Source organism: Streptomyces sp. DS1-CR2, from assembly GCF_055760475.1.
The window spans coordinates 330,406-345,633 of record NZ_CM147085.1 but is presented as its reverse complement, the minus strand read 5'-3'; the positions used below and the strand labels follow the sequence as shown (position 1 = coordinate 345,633).

The window sequence follows — 15,228 nt, the reverse complement described above, 5'->3', positions numbered from 1 at the left end:
TGATGTGTGCTCACGGGGCCTCCGGCGTAGGGTTCGGCGGCTCGCGCCGAGGCACATGGAAAGCGTGATGTGCTCACTGTACGGTTTCCGGTTCTTCCCTCATCGGAGAGGGTGTGCGACGTTTCACACGTGTGATGACCGGGCAGCAACACGTCGAGCTGAGGTCGTAATGCGGGAAGCTGCCGCCTGAGCCGTTTCCCTGCCACCGAGTCGGGCAGCGTACGGGCGTGCCCCGCCGTGCTTGCCGCACGGGACGGTCATGTTTGCGTGGTCTGGTATAGGCTTGGCGTGATTTTACCGTTTCTCACCTCCGATGGTTGCTTCATGCTCGGATTGGATGCCTGGGAGAGCGAGCCGGTCAGACCCCTGGCCGCCACCGCCTTCGTGGCGGTGGACAGCGTGGGCACCATCACCGCTTGGAGCCGGCGTGCGCGGGAACTGCTGGGCTACACCGACACCGAAGCCGTGGGCCGTTCTGTCCAGGAGCTCTTGGGCTGCTCCCTGTCCGACCTGACGGCGACGCTTCCCGACGGTCCCTCCTGCAGGCCTGCAGAGGTGGTCATGCGCCACCAGGACGGGCGCGCCGTCGTGGCCCGGCTGTGGGCTCACTGTCTGCGGAGGGCCGGGGGAGAGCACGAATGGATCGTGGCCAGCGAGGCCGACCCGCACGACGCAACTGTGGAGTCCGCGCAGTACCGGCAGTGGGCGCTTTCCCAACTTCCCTTCCCGGCGGCCTATTACGACCACGAGGCCCGTCTCGTCGGCGCCAACCGAGAGTGGCTGCGCCTGCTGGGAGTCACCGAGGAGCAGGCCCGGGGCAGTCGCCTGGCCGACATCCTGCCCGCCGAGCCCTACCAGGACCTGGCTCGGTCATACCTGGAGGCGTTGCGCAGCGGCGCTCCGGTGCATCGGGACATCTTCGTCCGAGCGCCGGGCGAGACCCGCGCTCGCGCATGGTCCGTCCATGTGACACCTCTGCGGGACGCCGTCGGCACGGTGCGCGGTGTGTCCTCGATCGGCCTTGACGTCACCGCGCAGTACCGGGCTCGGCAGCGGCTTGTCTTTCTCGATGAGGCAGGCCGGCGCATCGGGACCAGCCTCGACATCGTCCGCACCTCACAGGAACTGGCGGACGTGGCGGCGGACGGTTTCGCGGACTTCGTCACCGTCGACCTGTTGGACTCGGTCTTCGAGGCGGGTGCGTCACCCTCGCCTCGCGAGGACGGCCTCGTGGTGCTGCGCCGCGCCGGCCGGGCATCTGTTCTGGCCCCCGGAGAGGCGCCCGGGCCGGGCGAACCCGGGGAAACGAGCAAGGTCCCCAGCGACTCGCCGCTGGCCCGCGCTCTGGCGACGGGTGAGCCGACCGGCCTCATGGGCCAGGTTCCCGGCGCGGCGGACGAGTCCGCGCGCGCCGAGCGGGTCGGCGCGGGCCAGGTGCACTCCGTCCTGGCGGTCCCGTTGCGTGCTCGCGGCACCACCCTCGGTGTCGCCTGCTTCCATCGGCATCGGAACCCGGACGCGTACGACGAGGACGATGTACGGCTCGCTCAGGAGATCACCAACAGGGCCGCAGTCTGTCTCGACAACGCGCACCGCTACACTCGCGAGCACAAAACCGCGCTCGTCCTCCAGCGCAGCCTCCTGCCCGCGCACCGCCCCCAGGAAGCCGCGGTGGATGTCGCCACCCGCTATCTGCCTGCCGGCGCGACCGTGGGCGTCGGCGGTGACTGGTTCGATGTCATCCCGCTGTCCGGGGGACGGGTGGCGCTGGTCGTGGGTGACGTGGTCGGCCACGGTCTGTACGCGTCGGCCACCATGGGCCGCCTGCGCACCGCCGTCCGTACCCTCGCGGACCTCGACCTGGCCCCGGACGAGTTGCTCACCCGTCTGGACGACGTGGTGTTGAGGTTGCAGCAGGACCAGGAGGAGCCCCCCGAGGGGGCGGAAGCGGACACGGGCATCTGGGCCACCTGCCTGTACGCGGTTTACGATCCCACCACTCGCCGCTGCACCCTGGCCCGGGCCGGACATCCCGAGCCCGCACTGGTGCGCCCGGACGGTGGGGTGGAGTTCCTCGACCTTCCGGCGGGCCCCCCGCTGGGGGTGGGCGGCCTGCCGTTCGAGTCCGTGGAGACCGATGTCGACGAAGGATCACTTCTCGTCCTCTACACCGACGGATTGATCGGTTCCCGCTCCCAGGATGTCGAGGTCGGCACCCGGCGCCTTCGGGAGGTACTGGCGCGGCCGGGACCGTCGCTGGAGCACATGTGTGATGCCATCCTCGGCGCGGTGCTCCCCGACCGTCCCGACGACGACGTCGCCCTTTTGGTGGCCCGCACCCGTGCCTTCGACGACTCGCAGGTCTTCACCTGGGATGTGCCGGTGGATCCGTCGGCGGTGGCGGTGGCGCGGCAGAAGGCGGTCGAACAGCTCACCGCCTGGGGGCGGGAGGACGCCCTGTTCGTCACCGAACTCGTGATCAGTGAGCTGGTCACCAACGCGATCCGCCATGCCCATGGCCCCATTCAGTTGCGCATCATCAACTCCGACTCGCTGACCTGCGAGGTCTCGGACGCCAGCAACACTGCTCCCCATCTGCGCCGGGCCCGCACGTTCGACGAGGGCGGCCGGGGGCTGCTGCTGATCGCCCAGCTCACACAGCGTTGGGGCACGCGGCAGAGCACCAGGGGAAAGACCATCTGGGCCGAACAGAGCGAGTTCGACGCCGGATAGGCGGTGCGGGCTGCTGGGTCGGCGACGGACGGCTGGGGCCGCGTCATGCGCGGGTCGTGCGTCCCTGCCCGCCGGTGGACGACTTCGTGCACGCGGCTAGACCTGATCTCAATTACAGGTTAATCATAGGAGCAATCTGTGAGGGCCGCCGCGCGCGTCCCCCGGGTGATGAGCGTTCTGGCACAGACAGGAGCAACGATGCTCGGCGCGTGTTCGAGAAGGCAGACCCTGCAATTCCTCCTCGCCTCGGCGATCGCGACAGGCTGCGGTTCCGCGGCCGGCGAAAGCGGATCGGTCGGCGGAGGCTCTGGCAGGAAGACGATCCGCCTCGCCGTACAAGAACAGAACTTTGCGACCATCCCCCTCACGCTGAGCCAGGATCTCGGCTTCATGCGGCAAGAGGGGATCGAGGTCGCGGTCACCATCGGGCGCAGTACCAGCGCCATGACGGCAGGCCTGATGGGTGGGTCCTTCGACCTGCAGATCGGCGGTTCGGAACTCGTGGTGGCGCGTCAGCAGGGCGCGCCCCTCATCGCGATCGACGGGATGTGCAACAGCCCGATCTGGAGTGTGGTGGCCAAGCACGGGATCACCGATCTGGGCCAGTTGCGCGGCCGGACCATCGCCACGTCCGGGCCGAGCACGGTCTCGACCGTCGCCCTGGTCGCGACGTTGAAGCAGCAGGGCCTGTCCCCGGATTCCTATAAGCAGATAACGGCGGGGGGTACGGCAGAACGTTTCACCGCGGTGCGCAACGGCCATGCCGACGCCACCGTGGTCACCTCGCCGCTGGAGTTCCAGGCCACCGAACAGGGCCTGCGCAACCTCGGCTCCCTCTACGACGCCATGCCCAACTTCGTCTCCGGCTTCGTCGTCACCACGAAACCGTTCGCCGCCCAGCATGACGCGGGACTGGTCGCCTTTTCCCGGGGGTGGCTGCGCACGCTGCGCTGGATGCACGATCCAGCCAACAAGCAGGAACTCGTGCGGCGCGTTTCCAAGATCCTCAAAACGCCGCAGCCCGTGATCCAGCAGGCCTACGGCTACTGGCTCACCGGAAAGCGCGCCGACGGGCTCTTCCCGGCGGACGGCAGGATCGATCTTCCCGCCCTGCGCGGCGCGATCAAGGCCTTCGTCGACCAAGGGGCGATGGAGAAGGCCACCAGCGTCGACGGGTTCGTCGTCGACACCTACCTGGACCGAGCCACGGAGTCGCTATGACCATCAGCCGCCCCGCCACCCCCGCACCGGTCCGCGCGGTCGCCCGCAGGTTCCGCCCGTTGCGCCTGTCCGGCCGCCGTGCCAGCTTCTGGGTCGGCTGCGCCTCCATCCTCGGCGGACTTCTGCTGTGGGAAGCCGCCACGCGGGTGTTCGAGGTGAACCCGCTGGTGCTCGCCTCGCCCACCCAGATCGCCCACGCTTTCGCCGAGATGAGCTCCGCAGGCGAACTGACCGGGCATGTGACCACCAGTCTGCGCCAGTTCGCGGCCGGCTTCGTCATCGCCGGCGCCCTCGGCGTCCTGGCCGGCCTGCTGATGGGACAGTTCCGCTATGTCCGCTACGCCACCGAACCCTGGGTGCTGGCGCTGTACGCCACGCCGAGCATCGGCCTGGCACCGCTGTTCATCATCTGGCTCGGATTCGGCTTCGCGGCCAAGGCCTTCATCGTCGTTCTAATGGCCTTCTTCCCGGTCGCCATCAACACCCTTTCCGGGGTGGAGAGTCTGGCCCGCGAGTGGAAGGACGTTGCCGCGTCGTACAAGGCCAATGCCTTCGAACGCTTCGTCAAGGTTGCCCTGCCCGGCGCCCTGCCTTACATCTTCACCGGTCTCCGACTGGCCGTCGGCCGCGGACTGGTCGGCATCGTGGTCGCGGACTTCTTCGGCGCGCAGAAGGGCCTGGGCTTTCTGATCCTGCAGGGTGCGCAGCAGTTCCGTACCGCCGACGTCTTCGTCGGCACCATCTTGCTCGCGGCTCTCGGCGTCATCCTGACCACCTTCCTGCGCACCGTGGAACGCAAGGCCTGCCCCTGGAGGACAGATGCGAGCTGACATGACCGCTGAGGCCGCGCTCACCGAGACCCCCGCCGCCGGTCAGGGCGGAGCGCGCCTGCTCTTGTCCGACGTCGGCATGGAATTCTCCCAGCCCACCTCGGGGCAGAGGCTGACCGCGCTCGAAGGCATCGACCTGGAGGTGCAGCCCGGCGAGTTCATCGCGATCGTCGGCCCGTCGGGGTGCGGGAAGACCACGCTGCTCCGGCTGATCGCCGGGATGATGGCGCCCACCGCCGGCTCCATCTCGGTCGGCGACAGCGCGGCGGCCAGCGCCCGTACCGGTTTCGTATTCCAGCAGGCCAGCCTGTACCCCTGGCGGACCGTGCTGCGCAACGTGGCCTTCGGGATGGAACTGCGCGCCCGTACACCGGTGCGTCGCCAACGTTCCCGGCGCGCGGTGCGGAGCCACGCGCAGGACCTGATCCGGCTCGTCGGCCTGGAGGGGTTCGAGGATTACTACCCGCACCAGATCTCCGGAGGCATGCAGCAGCGCGCCAACCTCGCCCGCGCCCTGGCCATCGCCCCCGAACTCCTCCTCATGGACGAGCCGTTCAGCGCCCTGGACGCGCAGACCAGGGAAGAGCTGCAGATCGAGCTGCAGCGCATCGCGGTGCAAACGAACACCACCACGGTCTTCGTCACCCACGACATCGGTGAGGCCATCTACCTCGCGGACCGGGTGGTGATCCTCACCGGGCGGCCGGGCCGGGTCCGTGAGGTGCTCTCCTGCCCCACACCGCGCCCGCGTCCGCTGGCCTACCAGGTGTCGGACGAGTTCGTGGCCCTGCGCAACAAGGCCTGGGAGCTGGTCCATTCGACGTAGCGCCTGCCGTGCCGCCCTGGTGCCCGCCGCGAACGACCGCGGCGGGCACAGGCGTTGTCAGGGGCGGTCAGGGAGCGATGTCGCGCCAGCGCACCGTCCGCTCGTAGACCGTGGGGAACTTCTCTTCCACGTAGCGGCGGAACTCACGCATGTGGCGGCGCATCGCCCAGCGGGCTCCTTCCGGATCGCCCGCCACGATGGCCTCGCCGACGGCTTCGTGGGCTCGCAGTACGGCCTCGCGCCGCTGCCGCGGGTAGCTCACGCCGAGCGGCATGCCGTCGGTGATGGAATGCAGCGAGGAGATGAGCAGGGCGAAGAGGCCGTTTCCGGCGGCGGTCGCCACGGCCGCGTGGAACCGGTCGTTCTCCGCCAGGAAGTTCTGCTCGTCGTCGAGGAATGCCCGCATTCCCTCGATCGAGTCCGTGATCTCGTCGGCGACGTCACCCCCGGAGGCGCCGGCGGCCAGGGCGGCCAGCTCCGGCTCGAGAATCTCGCGCGCCGCCACCAGTTCCCGGAACGGCAGGCCGCGCAGCTGGAGGAAGAGGCCCAGTACGCCGGCGAGGTCCTGGGCGTCGGGCTCGGAGACGATGGGGCCGCCCTGGGGGCCGGCTTTCACCGTGATCACGCCGTTCATCTCCAGAAAACGCAGTGACTCGCGCAGGGTGCCGCGTCCTGCCTCGAAGCGCGCGAGCATGTCGCGTTCGCTGGCCATCTTCGTCCCCGGGGCGAGCCCGTCCTCGGTGATGTCGTCGACGATCTGCTGGGCGATCAGCAGGGCCGCCTTCTGTGCCTTGCGGCTCTGGGGCCGGCGGCGAGGGGTGCGTGCCCCTTCCGCGGCTCCGTTGGTGCCGGACACATCCTCGGCCATGATGCCCACCCTTTCGCCTCCCGTGCTGCTGCTCCAAAAATGCGATTCATCGTACGTCAGGGGCGATGCCCCTTGGCGTCCGCTCGGGCCCGCAAGGCATCGCGAACGGGCCGCGCGGACGGGCTGTTTGTTCGGGGCAGCGGTTCACCTTCAAGTGTAGCCAGGGATTAGGCGATTGATTATCCTAGTTACGTAGGCCGCTGAGGGTGGTGCACCGACTCACTGATACCGCGAGACAGGCCCGTCAGTAGGGCGCTCGCGATGCGGGCTCGGGCACTCGGCCGAACACGCCCGCCGGCCTCAGGTACACCGCACCCCCGAGGCCGGCGGGCACCAGCCAGAGCGGGGCCGGCCTCCTTGGGACGCCGTGCCTCATCACCACGGACTGCATGCAGGAAGGCAGCGACCCATGCACAGCACCGCACACCAGGGGGCGTCATGACCACCTCTCCGGACCACCAGGAACTGCGCCTCCACGTCCGGCAGATCCGCTGGGAAGCCGACGACGTCGTCTCGCTCCGGCTCAGCCGCGAGGACGATGCGGAACTGCCCCTCTGGCAGCCCGGCGCCCATCTGGAGGTGCGGCTGCCTTCCGGGCTGCTGCGGCAGTACTCCCTGTGCGGCGACCCGCGCGACCGGCGCAGTTACACCATCGCCGTCCTGCGGGCACGGCCCGGCCGGGGCGGTTCGGCGGAGATCCATGACACCGCCCTCGTCGGGCGGGAACTGTGCGTCCGCGGCCCGCGCAACCACTTCCCCCTCCAGCCCGCCCCGTCCTACCTCTTCATCGCTGGCGGCATCGGCATCACCCCGATCCTCGCCATGGCGCGCGAGGCGTCCGTGCGCCGAGTGCCCTGGACGCTGCACTACGGCGGCCGCACCGCCCGCTCCATGGCCTTCACCGACCAGATCAGCGCTCTTGCCCGTGAAGCCGGCGCCTCGGTGGCCGTTCTGCCCGAGGAGCACCACGGACTGCTGCCCCTGAACGACATCGTCACGGCAGTCGGCGACGGCGCGGCGGTCTACGCCTGCGGCCCCTCCCCGATGCTGGCGGCACTGGGGGACGCGGTCGCGCACCACCGGCCTGACCTTGCGTTGCACACCGAGCTGTTCACTGCACCCGCCCCCGCCACCGGCGACGCCCCGGAGGACGCGCCCGACCGGCACGAGCGGGAGTTCACCGTGGTCCTGGCACGGACCGGCGAGAAGGTCAGCGTCAGCGACGGCACCACCATCCTGGAGGCGGTGCGTCCGCTGCGCCCGGAAGTCCCCTTCTCGTGCGAGGAGGGCTTCTGCGGCACCTGTGACACCAAGGTCCTCGACGGCAGCCCCGTCCACCGGGACACCGTGCTCACCGAGGCCGACCGTGCCTCCGGCGGCTCCATGATGATCTGTGTCGGAAGCTGCGCCTCCCGCGAACTGGTCCTCGACCTGTGAGCCGCCGCGGCCCGGCGCGCCCGCTGCCCGGGCCCCTGGGCGGCGCGGCGTCGCCCAGGCACCCCCGGACAGCGACCATCGCGGAGGAAGGCGAACCTGTGACCAGCCCCCTGGTGCGGCTCCATCACGACGCCGGTGTGGCGGAGCTGGTGCTCAGCGCGCCGGAACGTTCCAATGCCCTGGATCTCGACACGGCACGGCAGCTCCGGGACGCGACCGCCGAGATCGGCCGTCTACAGGGACTGCGCACGGTCCTGCTGCGCGCCGAGGGCAAGAACTTCTGCGTCGGCGGCGACCTGCGCTCGTTCGCCGCCCATGAGGAGCAGCTTGGCGACTACGTTGAGTCCGTGGCGGACACCGCTCACGAGGCACTGGAGCATCTCAGCGCGCTGACCGTCCCCGTGGTCAGCGCCGTCCAGGGCGCCGTGGCCGGCGCTGGCGTCGGACTGGCCTTCTGCGCCGACATCGTCGTGGTGGCGCGCTCCACCAGGGTCCGGCTCGCGTACACCGCGGTGGGGCTCAGTCCGGACATGGGAAGCAGCTGGATCCTGCCACGGCTGCTGGGCCCCCGCCGCGCCGTGGAACTGGCCCTGACCAACAGGGTTCTGGACGCTGAGGAAGCCGTCGCCTGGGGGCTGGCCGGCGAGGTCGTCGAGGATGTCGATCTGATCGCCCGCGCCCGCGACATCGCCCACGTACTGGCCGAGGCGCCGGCGGAGGCCCTCGCGGCCACCAAGCGCCTCTTCCAGCAGCCCGAGGGCGCGGGAGCGAGTCTGCACGAGCAGCTCGTCCGCGAGAGCGACCTCATATCCTCCCTGGCATCCTCAGGCCACGCCCAGAACGCCATCAAAGGCTTTCTGCGGCGCTGAGCACCCCGCCACCCGCCCTCAGGGTCCGCAAGTCACCCCTTCGGTAATGTGCAGGTAACCTGTATGATTTATGGGTGGCGCTTAATGACAACCCGTCGGCAAACCTGGCCCTGGAGCTCGTCCGCTCCATGGACCATCTGCGCGGGCGCATCCGCTCGGAGACTGGCATGGGCGCCGGCCCCTGGAGCCGTAGCCAATTGGCCGCTTTGCAGCGTGTGGTCTACGGACCGCCCGCTACGACGAGCGACCTCGCCGCTGCCGAGTACATGCGCCCGCAGTCCATGTCCCAGACCCTCGCCGTGCTGGAGAAGCACGGCTTGGTCGCGCGCAGTCCCGACCCCGACGACGGCCGTCGCGTGCTGATCACGGCGACCCCACGCGGTCGGGAGGAGTCCGAGCGCTGGCTCGAGGCGCGGGAGGCCTGGCTCACCGCGGCGATCGACCAGACGCTGACCGCTGAGGAGCGCGAGGGCCTGACCGAGTTGGTGACGATCCTGGAGCGCCTGGCCGACTCGGACGCCCCCTCGGTGGCGCACCGCGCACGGGGTTCCGTCTGGTGAGCCAGAGCCCATGAACAACGACGAGGTGCCGGCCCCGGAACACGCTCCGGGGCCGGCACCTCGTCGTTGTGGGTCAGCTGTCCTGGCCCACGCCGAGCAGCCGGAAGACAGAGAGGGCGTTCTCCGACAGAACGGCCTGCTTCTGCTTATCGTCCAGGAAGTCGAAGCCCTCGATCACCGGACGGATGTCGTCGAAGTCCCGGCCGGTCTGCGGATCGGGAGCGCTGCCGCTGCCCGGCTTCTCCGTCCCGAACAGCACACGGTCGTGTCCCACCGTCCGCAGCAGCAGTTCCAGGGCCAACGGGTGGTGCAGGACGGTGTCGAACCACAGACGGCGCAGGCTGTCGTCGAAGGACTCCTGCAGCACCTGCCCCTGCCGCAGCCGCTTGTGTGCCCGCGCTGCCCGCCACCTGCCGATCTGGTAGGGGACGGACCCGCCGCCATGGGCGACGATGATCTTCAGCGTGGGGTAGCGCAGGAAGACCTCCGAGTTCAGCAGCGACAGGATCGCGATGCTCTCCTCGGTGATGAAGTGCTCGCTGTAGGTCTCCCTGCCACTCTGGCAGCCACCGGAGTGGATGAGCGCGGGCACGTCCAGTTCGACCAGTTTGTCGTAGAGCGGGTACCACCACTCGTCGCCCAGCGGCGCGACGTACCCGGTGCCCTCGGACGGGTCGGGGTTGAGGACGCACCCCACCATGCCGAACTGGGTGACGGCCCGCTCCAGCGCCGACGCCCACTGCTCGGGCGACTCGCCGTACGCCTGCGGCAGACCCGCCACCCCCGCCAGCCGACCGGGGAACTGGGAGACCTGCCGAGCGATCGCGTAGTTGACCGCATCCGTCCACCAGTGCACGATGCGGGCCGGCTGCGCGGAGTGCGCGCAGGAGAAGGGACGCGGAGAAATCAGCTGAAGGTCGGTGCCGACACTGTCCATCACCGACAGCGTGTGCTCCCCGTACTCCCTGAGCTGCTCATCACTGACCCCGGCGCCGAACTTGCCGTGGGCCCCTCGCGAGGACAGCAAGGAGGCTTGGTAGGCGTACAGCTCGGCCGGGGCGTTCAGATGGGCATGGGCGTCGATGATCATCATTTCTCCTTCGATGCAGTGCAATACGAGGCAGTAGGCAGGGACACCTGGTGCTTCAGAGGGACCGGTGCGCCGGAACGCGCTGACGCGTGCACCGCGAGACACGTCTCCAACGTGGCCACAGCCCACGCTCCGTCATGGACCGGCTGACGCCCTTCGAGCGCCGAGTCCATCTCGTCGAGCACCGCGTCCCAGCCCGAGAGCTGCCCGGCAACGGACTGCTCCCGCACACCGGTCGCCTCATGGATCACCAGACCCGCCGGTGTCTGCCAGGCCGTGCCGTCGCTGAAGGTGGCGACCAGCGTGCCGAACACGGGGGACAAATCAGGGAGGCCGTCCCGTCCCGGCAGCGCGAAGTAGCGGTCCAGCGGCGGGGCGGGATCGATGTCGACGCTGGCGAGTTCTCCCACACCCCAGGTCAGCAGCCGGCTGTCGAAGCCGCCCGTACCGCTGTAATAAGCGCTCGCCTGCACACCCTCGGCGAAACCGACCCAGGCGGAGAAGCCCCGCTCCCGTCCCGCCGAGCCGCCGAAGGTCGCGGCGAAGACCCGGTCCGCGAGGCCGCCGCACACATAGCGCAGGATGTCGAACTGGTGGGCCCCTTGCCGCAGCACCACCCCATTGCCCTGCGCCGCGTCCAGGTCGCTGGCCGAGCGCGGTCTGCGGTGCCAGTCGGTGTGGCATGCGGACGCCACGGACAGCAACGTGCCGAGCCGGCCCTCCACCACCAGGCGGCGCAGGGCCCGCACCGGCGCGTCGCTGCTGTGGGTGGCCCCGACCAGTAGCACGACACCGGCCCGCCGCGCGGCCTCGACCACCTGCTGCGCCTCCTCCAGCGTCACCGCCAGGGGCTTTTCGCTGATGATGTGCTTGCCGTGCACCGCGGCGGCCTCGACGGCGGCACGGTGATGGGCCGTGGGGGAGGCGACGTAGATGACGTCGACGTCGCGTGCCGCGGCCAGTTCCTCGACGCTCGCCCGGACCGGGCGGCCCGTCTCCCGGGCCGCGGCGTCCCTCGCGTCCTCGCTGATGTCGGCGATGCCCGCCAGCCGGAAGCGGTTGGTGCGCTCGACCGCGGCGGCCATCAGCCGGCCGGCCGCGCCCCAGCCCACGATGCCCAGACCCAGCGCGGTACTCATGCCAGTCCGTAGATGTCGAGCGTCGATTCCCCGGCCAGGAGGCGGGCCCTGACGGACTCCTCCTTCTGCTCCCGCTGCACGGCGCGCGCGGCGACCTCGCCCAGGTCAGCGGGGGAGACGACCACGACTCCGTCGGCGTCCCCGACGACGGTGTCCCCGGGCCGCACCGTCGCGGTGCCGATGGTCAGCATGTCCTGCAGACCGCCCCGCGAGGCGTCCTTGCCGGTCCCGCGCACACACAGGCCGCGGGTGAAGACCGGCAGGCGCAGCCGCAGCAGATCGGCCGAGTCCCTGACGCACCCGTCGATGACGAGGCCGCCCAGTCTGCGCTCGAGTGCCGCGTGGGTCATGATGTCGCCCCAGTAGCCGTACTCGAAGCCGCCGTTGGTGCGGGCCACGAGGATGTCGCCTGGTTGTGCCGCGTAGATGGCGCGGTGCAGCCATATGTTGTGGCCGGGCGCCAGGTCCACGGTGAAGACCCGGCCGCACACCCACCAACTACGGTCGAGCGGGCGGATTTGCGGGGGCAGCGGTGCCGCCCCCGCCTCGTGCAGGGTGGCCGTACCAAAGGCGTGCAGATCGACCGCCGCCCTGGTCATGGCCGGCCGCCGGGGGTCTGGAGCCGGTGGTAGCCCATGGCGGCGCGGGCCGCGTCCAGGCGGGAACCGGAGGCGACGGACTGCCGGATGCGGGCCTCGGCCTCGTCGATCTCGGCGGCCACGCCGTACACCCGCTCGGCCTCGTCGGCGGCGAGGCCGACGACACCGTCCGCGTCGCCCACGACGATGTCGCCCGGCGCGACCGTCACCCCGCCCAGCAGCACCGGACGGCCGGTGTGGGCGAGGCGGACCCGGTCCTTGCCGGTCTGCATGGACCGGCCGCGAGCGAAGACCGGATAGTCCAGCTGCAGACTGGGCCGCACGTCACGGCATACACCGTCGATGACAGTGCCGCCGATGCCGCGGGAGGTGGAGACGTAGGTGAGGATGTCGCCCCACACCGTGCAGTCCAGGCGGCCCTCGTTGTTCAGTACGACGATCTCGCCCGGGGCGACGTCGTCGATGTAGTCGCCGACCGTCCCCCCGCTGTCGTCGACGGGCTCGTACTGCCCGGTAAACGCCCGCCCGCACAACTGCAGTCGGGCGTCGAAGGGCACGATGCCCGGCACCGCACCTGGCAGACCGATCCGGTCCAGGGCGTCGGACAGCGTGGACGTGCCGATCTCCCGCAGCCGCTCGACGATGTCGTCAGTCCCCATGGAGCATCTCCTCGTAGTCACGGCCCAGCACCGTCGACGGCGTATCACCGCGCCGCAGGCCCTCGGCCATCAGTTGTTCCTTGGCCACCAGCAGCTCCGCATGGCGCAGGACGTCGTCGATCCGCCCGGCGGAGACGAAGGCCGCCCCGCTGGCGTCCGCGATGACCCAGTCGCCGTCCACCACCGTCACACCGCCGATCCGGACCGGCTCCCCGACGCTGTCCTCGACGTAACGGCCGCGCGCAGTGAAGGGGACGGCCGCGCGGGCCGACACCGGCAGTCCCAACTCGCGGATCTCGTCGACGTCACGGCACGCGCCATCGATGACGATGCCGCCGATGTCGCGCAGCCGGGCCGCCTGGGCGAGCAGGCCGCCCCAGGTGGCAGAGACCGGAACGATCCCGGCCTCGGCCTGTTCCACCACGATGACGGCGCCGGGACGGGCCCGTTCGATGGCCGCGGTGCCCAGGTGCCGCGCACTGGTGCGGCCTCGCGCCGGCACCGTCCGCATCGTGACGACCCGGCCAACCATGCGGCTGCCCTCCCACACCGGCAGGACGCCGGCGACCGCGCCCGGCAGACCCAGTGCGTCCAGCGCGTCGGAGACCACGCACACGTCGAGCGCGGCCAGCCGCTTTGCGTGGTCGCTCATGAGGTCTCCCCGTTCCAGGTGAAGAACCCCATGCCGCAGCCCGAACCGGCGGTGGAGCGGTAGGCGGGGATGTAGTCGACGGTCCTGCCCGGCACGTCGTGCAGGGCGGCGCCGACGGCGATCCAGTTGCGGATCTCCGAGCTGCCCTCCGTCAGCCCTTCCACTGGAAGCTGAGCCAGCGCCTCGTCGTCGTGCTGTTCGAGCGCTTCCAGCAGCCCGCGGTCGAGCTTCTCGTCGATGATGGGATGGGTCAGTCCACCGGAGGCGATCAGGGCGACCCGCTGGTCGGACGGCCAGCTGTCGATCGCCGCCCGCAGCGCCCGGCCGATTTCCACACAGCGCCGCGGAGTGGGCTGGTTGGGCGGGTAGTAGGTGTTGAGCATGATCGGTACGAGGGGCAGCCGGGGCAGGCCCTCGAACAACCGCCGGTAGATGAAGGTGAAGGCGTGGCCCAGCGTGCGGCCGGCCGGCTGCTCGGTGAACTGCGCGGCGTCGATGCCCGCTTGCACGAGCTGCTCAACCAGGTGGAGTCCGAGGCCGGGCTCGGTCTGATAGGTGTCCACCTCGTCCGCGTGGTAGTAGCGGTAGGCCGACTCCATCGTGGCCGGATAGGCCGCCATGCCCGGCGGCAGGTCTTCGAGCGAGGTGCCCCAGAAGACCGACAGCGCGGGCATGATGTCGTCGAGGAACAGCTCGCGCTGGTCGTCGCCGATCACCACGAGGATGTCCGGCCGCATCGCCAGCAGTTCCTTCCGTGTCTTCTCCAGGGCCTGCTGACAGGCCTCGTGGCGAGCCTGGATCACCCGCTCGTCCAGTTCGCCCGCGAGCTCCCCGGACGTCCGGTTGGTGGGCGGCAGGCCCAACTCCGCGAGCCGGCCCTGCTCCAGGTCACCGTGGGCGCGCCAGCCGCCCGGCTCGATCGACAGCTGCGGGCTGTGGGAGACGCCCGCACCGCCTACCAGAACTGCCATGTCAGTCCCTCCTCGTGACGTCGGCCGCGCCGAGTGAGCGCAGGTAGAAGTCCCAGGTCCACTGCGCGTAGGTGCGTGCCGCGTTGCGGCTGCTGACGAATTCGCCCACCTCGGCGCTGTCCTCGGGGCTCAGCAGGATCGGCTTGGCGCCCGCGACGCTGTGCAGACCGAGGGTGAGATCGGCCAGGGTCTCCAGCTTGATCGCCCGGACGGTGGCCTGCTGGACGTCCTCGCCCACGGCGACGACACCGTGCCCGCGCAGCAGGCAGGCGTCCGCCTCGCCCATCGCGGCGGCCAAGGCGCCGCCCAGTTCGCAGTCACTGATCAGCACGGCCCGCGGATACACCGGCACGCCGCGCACGGCGAGTTCCATCGCCCCCGGGTCGTAGGCGCCGATCACCGGTTGCAGCGGTAGGTCCAGGACGCCGCACAGCAGTGAGGCGCGCGGGTGGCCGTGCACCACGGCGCCGATGTCCGGGCGGGCTCGGTACAGCTCGGTGTGGATGGCCCACTCGCCGGGCAAGGCGTAGCCGCCGTCCAGGTCGGCGTTGGTCGTCTCGAGGTCGACGAGCTTGATGTCGTCGACAACAGTGAACTCGACCCCGGGGTCCTGCGGTGGGCGGCAGCGGACGAGGAACTGCTCGGTGCCCGGGACCCGGACACTGACGTGGCCGGTGATCTCACGGACGCAGCCCGTCGACGCCAGGATCCGGCAGGACAGTGCGACGAGGGTGCGCAGCTCGTCCACGTCTGTGGTGGTGCTCAAGGGGTGGT

The 15,228-nt window shown here is 70.1% G+C and carries 15 protein-coding genes; 7 read left to right on the top strand and 8 right to left on the bottom strand.

The window, feature by feature from the left end:
* Positions 1–324: 324 nt before the first annotated feature.
* From ACY0PA_RS01720 to ACY0PA_RS01705, 4 genes are all read left to right on the top strand, one after another.
* Positions 325–2,733, top strand: coding sequence for a SpoIIE family protein phosphatase (locus tag ACY0PA_RS01720; protein ID WP_473083002.1), 2,409 nt, complete (start codon positions 325–327; stop codon positions 2,731–2,733).
* Positions 2,734–2,871: 138 nt separating this feature from the next.
* Positions 2,872–3,954, top strand: coding sequence for an ABC transporter substrate-binding protein (locus tag ACY0PA_RS01715; RefSeq protein WP_473083001.1), 1,083 nt, complete (start codon positions 2,872–2,874; stop codon positions 3,952–3,954).
* Positions 3,951–4,784, top strand: a complete 834-nt coding sequence (locus tag ACY0PA_RS01710; RefSeq protein ID WP_473083000.1) for an ABC transporter permease — start codon at positions 3,951–3,953, stop codon at positions 4,782–4,784. Before ACY0PA_RS01715 ends, ACY0PA_RS01710 begins: the two co-directional genes overlap by 4 nt.
* Before the next feature lies 1 nt (position 4,785).
* Positions 4,786–5,610, top strand: coding sequence for an ABC transporter ATP-binding protein (locus ACY0PA_RS01705; RefSeq protein WP_473082999.1), 825 nt, complete (start codon positions 4,786–4,788; stop codon positions 5,608–5,610).
* Positions 5,611–5,677: 67 nt separating this feature from the next.
* Here the strand turns inward: ACY0PA_RS01705 and ACY0PA_RS01700 are convergent, their stop codons facing one another.
* Positions 5,678–6,478 (bottom strand): FadR/GntR family transcriptional regulator, encoded by an 801-nt coding sequence (locus ACY0PA_RS01700; protein WP_473082998.1) that lies wholly within the window; start codon positions 6,476–6,478, stop codon positions 5,678–5,680.
* Between the two features lie 438 nt (positions 6,479–6,916).
* Between ACY0PA_RS01700 and ACY0PA_RS01695 the strand changes: the two genes are divergently transcribed.
* From ACY0PA_RS01695 to ACY0PA_RS01685, 3 genes are all read left to right on the top strand, one after another.
* On the top strand, positions 6,917–7,915 hold the full coding sequence (locus tag ACY0PA_RS01695) for a PDR/VanB family oxidoreductase (RefSeq protein ID WP_473082997.1): 999 nt from the start codon (positions 6,917–6,919) through the stop codon (positions 7,913–7,915).
* A 98-nt stretch (positions 7,916–8,013) separates the two neighbouring features.
* Complete coding sequence (locus tag ACY0PA_RS01690; protein ID WP_473082996.1) at positions 8,014–8,784, top strand: enoyl-CoA hydratase/isomerase family protein; 771 nt, start codon at positions 8,014–8,016, stop codon at positions 8,782–8,784.
* A 74-nt stretch (positions 8,785–8,858) separates the two neighbouring features.
* Positions 8,859–9,344: a MarR family winged helix-turn-helix transcriptional regulator gene (locus ACY0PA_RS01685; RefSeq protein WP_473082995.1), complete on the top strand. Its 486-nt coding sequence runs from the start codon at positions 8,859–8,861 to the stop codon at positions 9,342–9,344.
* 73 nt (positions 9,345–9,417) lie between these two features.
* Here the strand turns inward: ACY0PA_RS01685 and ACY0PA_RS01680 are convergent, their stop codons facing one another.
* Genes ACY0PA_RS01680 through phtC form a run of 7 tightly spaced genes read right to left on the bottom strand, consistent with a single transcriptional unit; the run spans position 9,418 to position 15,220 of the window.
* Positions 9,418–10,437 (bottom strand): amidohydrolase family protein, encoded by a 1,020-nt coding sequence (locus ACY0PA_RS01680; protein ID WP_473082994.1) that lies wholly within the window; start codon positions 10,435–10,437, stop codon positions 9,418–9,420.
* Complete coding sequence (locus ACY0PA_RS01675; RefSeq protein ID WP_473082993.1) at positions 10,434–11,573, bottom strand: Gfo/Idh/MocA family protein; 1,140 nt, start codon at positions 11,571–11,573, stop codon at positions 10,434–10,436. Before ACY0PA_RS01675 ends, ACY0PA_RS01680 begins: the two co-directional genes overlap by 4 nt.
* Positions 11,570–12,172 carry an RraA family protein gene (locus ACY0PA_RS01670; RefSeq protein ID WP_473082992.1) on the bottom strand — a complete coding sequence of 201 codons (603 nt, stop codon included), beginning with the start codon at positions 12,170–12,172 and terminating at the stop codon, positions 11,570–11,572. The genes ACY0PA_RS01675 and ACY0PA_RS01670 overlap by 4 nt, the downstream gene beginning before the upstream one ends.
* A complete protein-coding gene (locus ACY0PA_RS01665) occupies positions 12,169–12,831 on the bottom strand; it encodes an RraA family protein (RefSeq protein WP_473082991.1) in 663 nt (220 codons plus the stop codon). Before ACY0PA_RS01665 ends, ACY0PA_RS01670 begins: the two co-directional genes overlap by 4 nt.
* A complete protein-coding gene (locus ACY0PA_RS01660; RefSeq protein WP_473082990.1) occupies positions 12,821–13,483 on the bottom strand; it encodes an RraA family protein in 663 nt (220 codons plus the stop codon). The genes ACY0PA_RS01665 and ACY0PA_RS01660 overlap by 11 nt, the downstream gene beginning before the upstream one ends.
* A complete protein-coding gene (locus ACY0PA_RS01655) occupies positions 13,480–14,454 on the bottom strand; it encodes a DODA-type extradiol aromatic ring-opening family dioxygenase (RefSeq protein WP_473082989.1) in 975 nt (324 codons plus the stop codon). Before ACY0PA_RS01655 ends, ACY0PA_RS01660 begins: the two co-directional genes overlap by 4 nt.
* Position 14,455: 1 nt before the next feature.
* Positions 14,456–15,220 carry a 3,4-dihydroxyphthalate decarboxylase gene (gene phtC, locus ACY0PA_RS01650; RefSeq protein ID WP_473082988.1) on the bottom strand — a complete coding sequence of 255 codons (765 nt, stop codon included), beginning with the start codon at positions 15,218–15,220 and terminating at the stop codon, positions 14,456–14,458.
* Between the last annotated feature and the right edge of the window lie 8 nt (positions 15,221–15,228).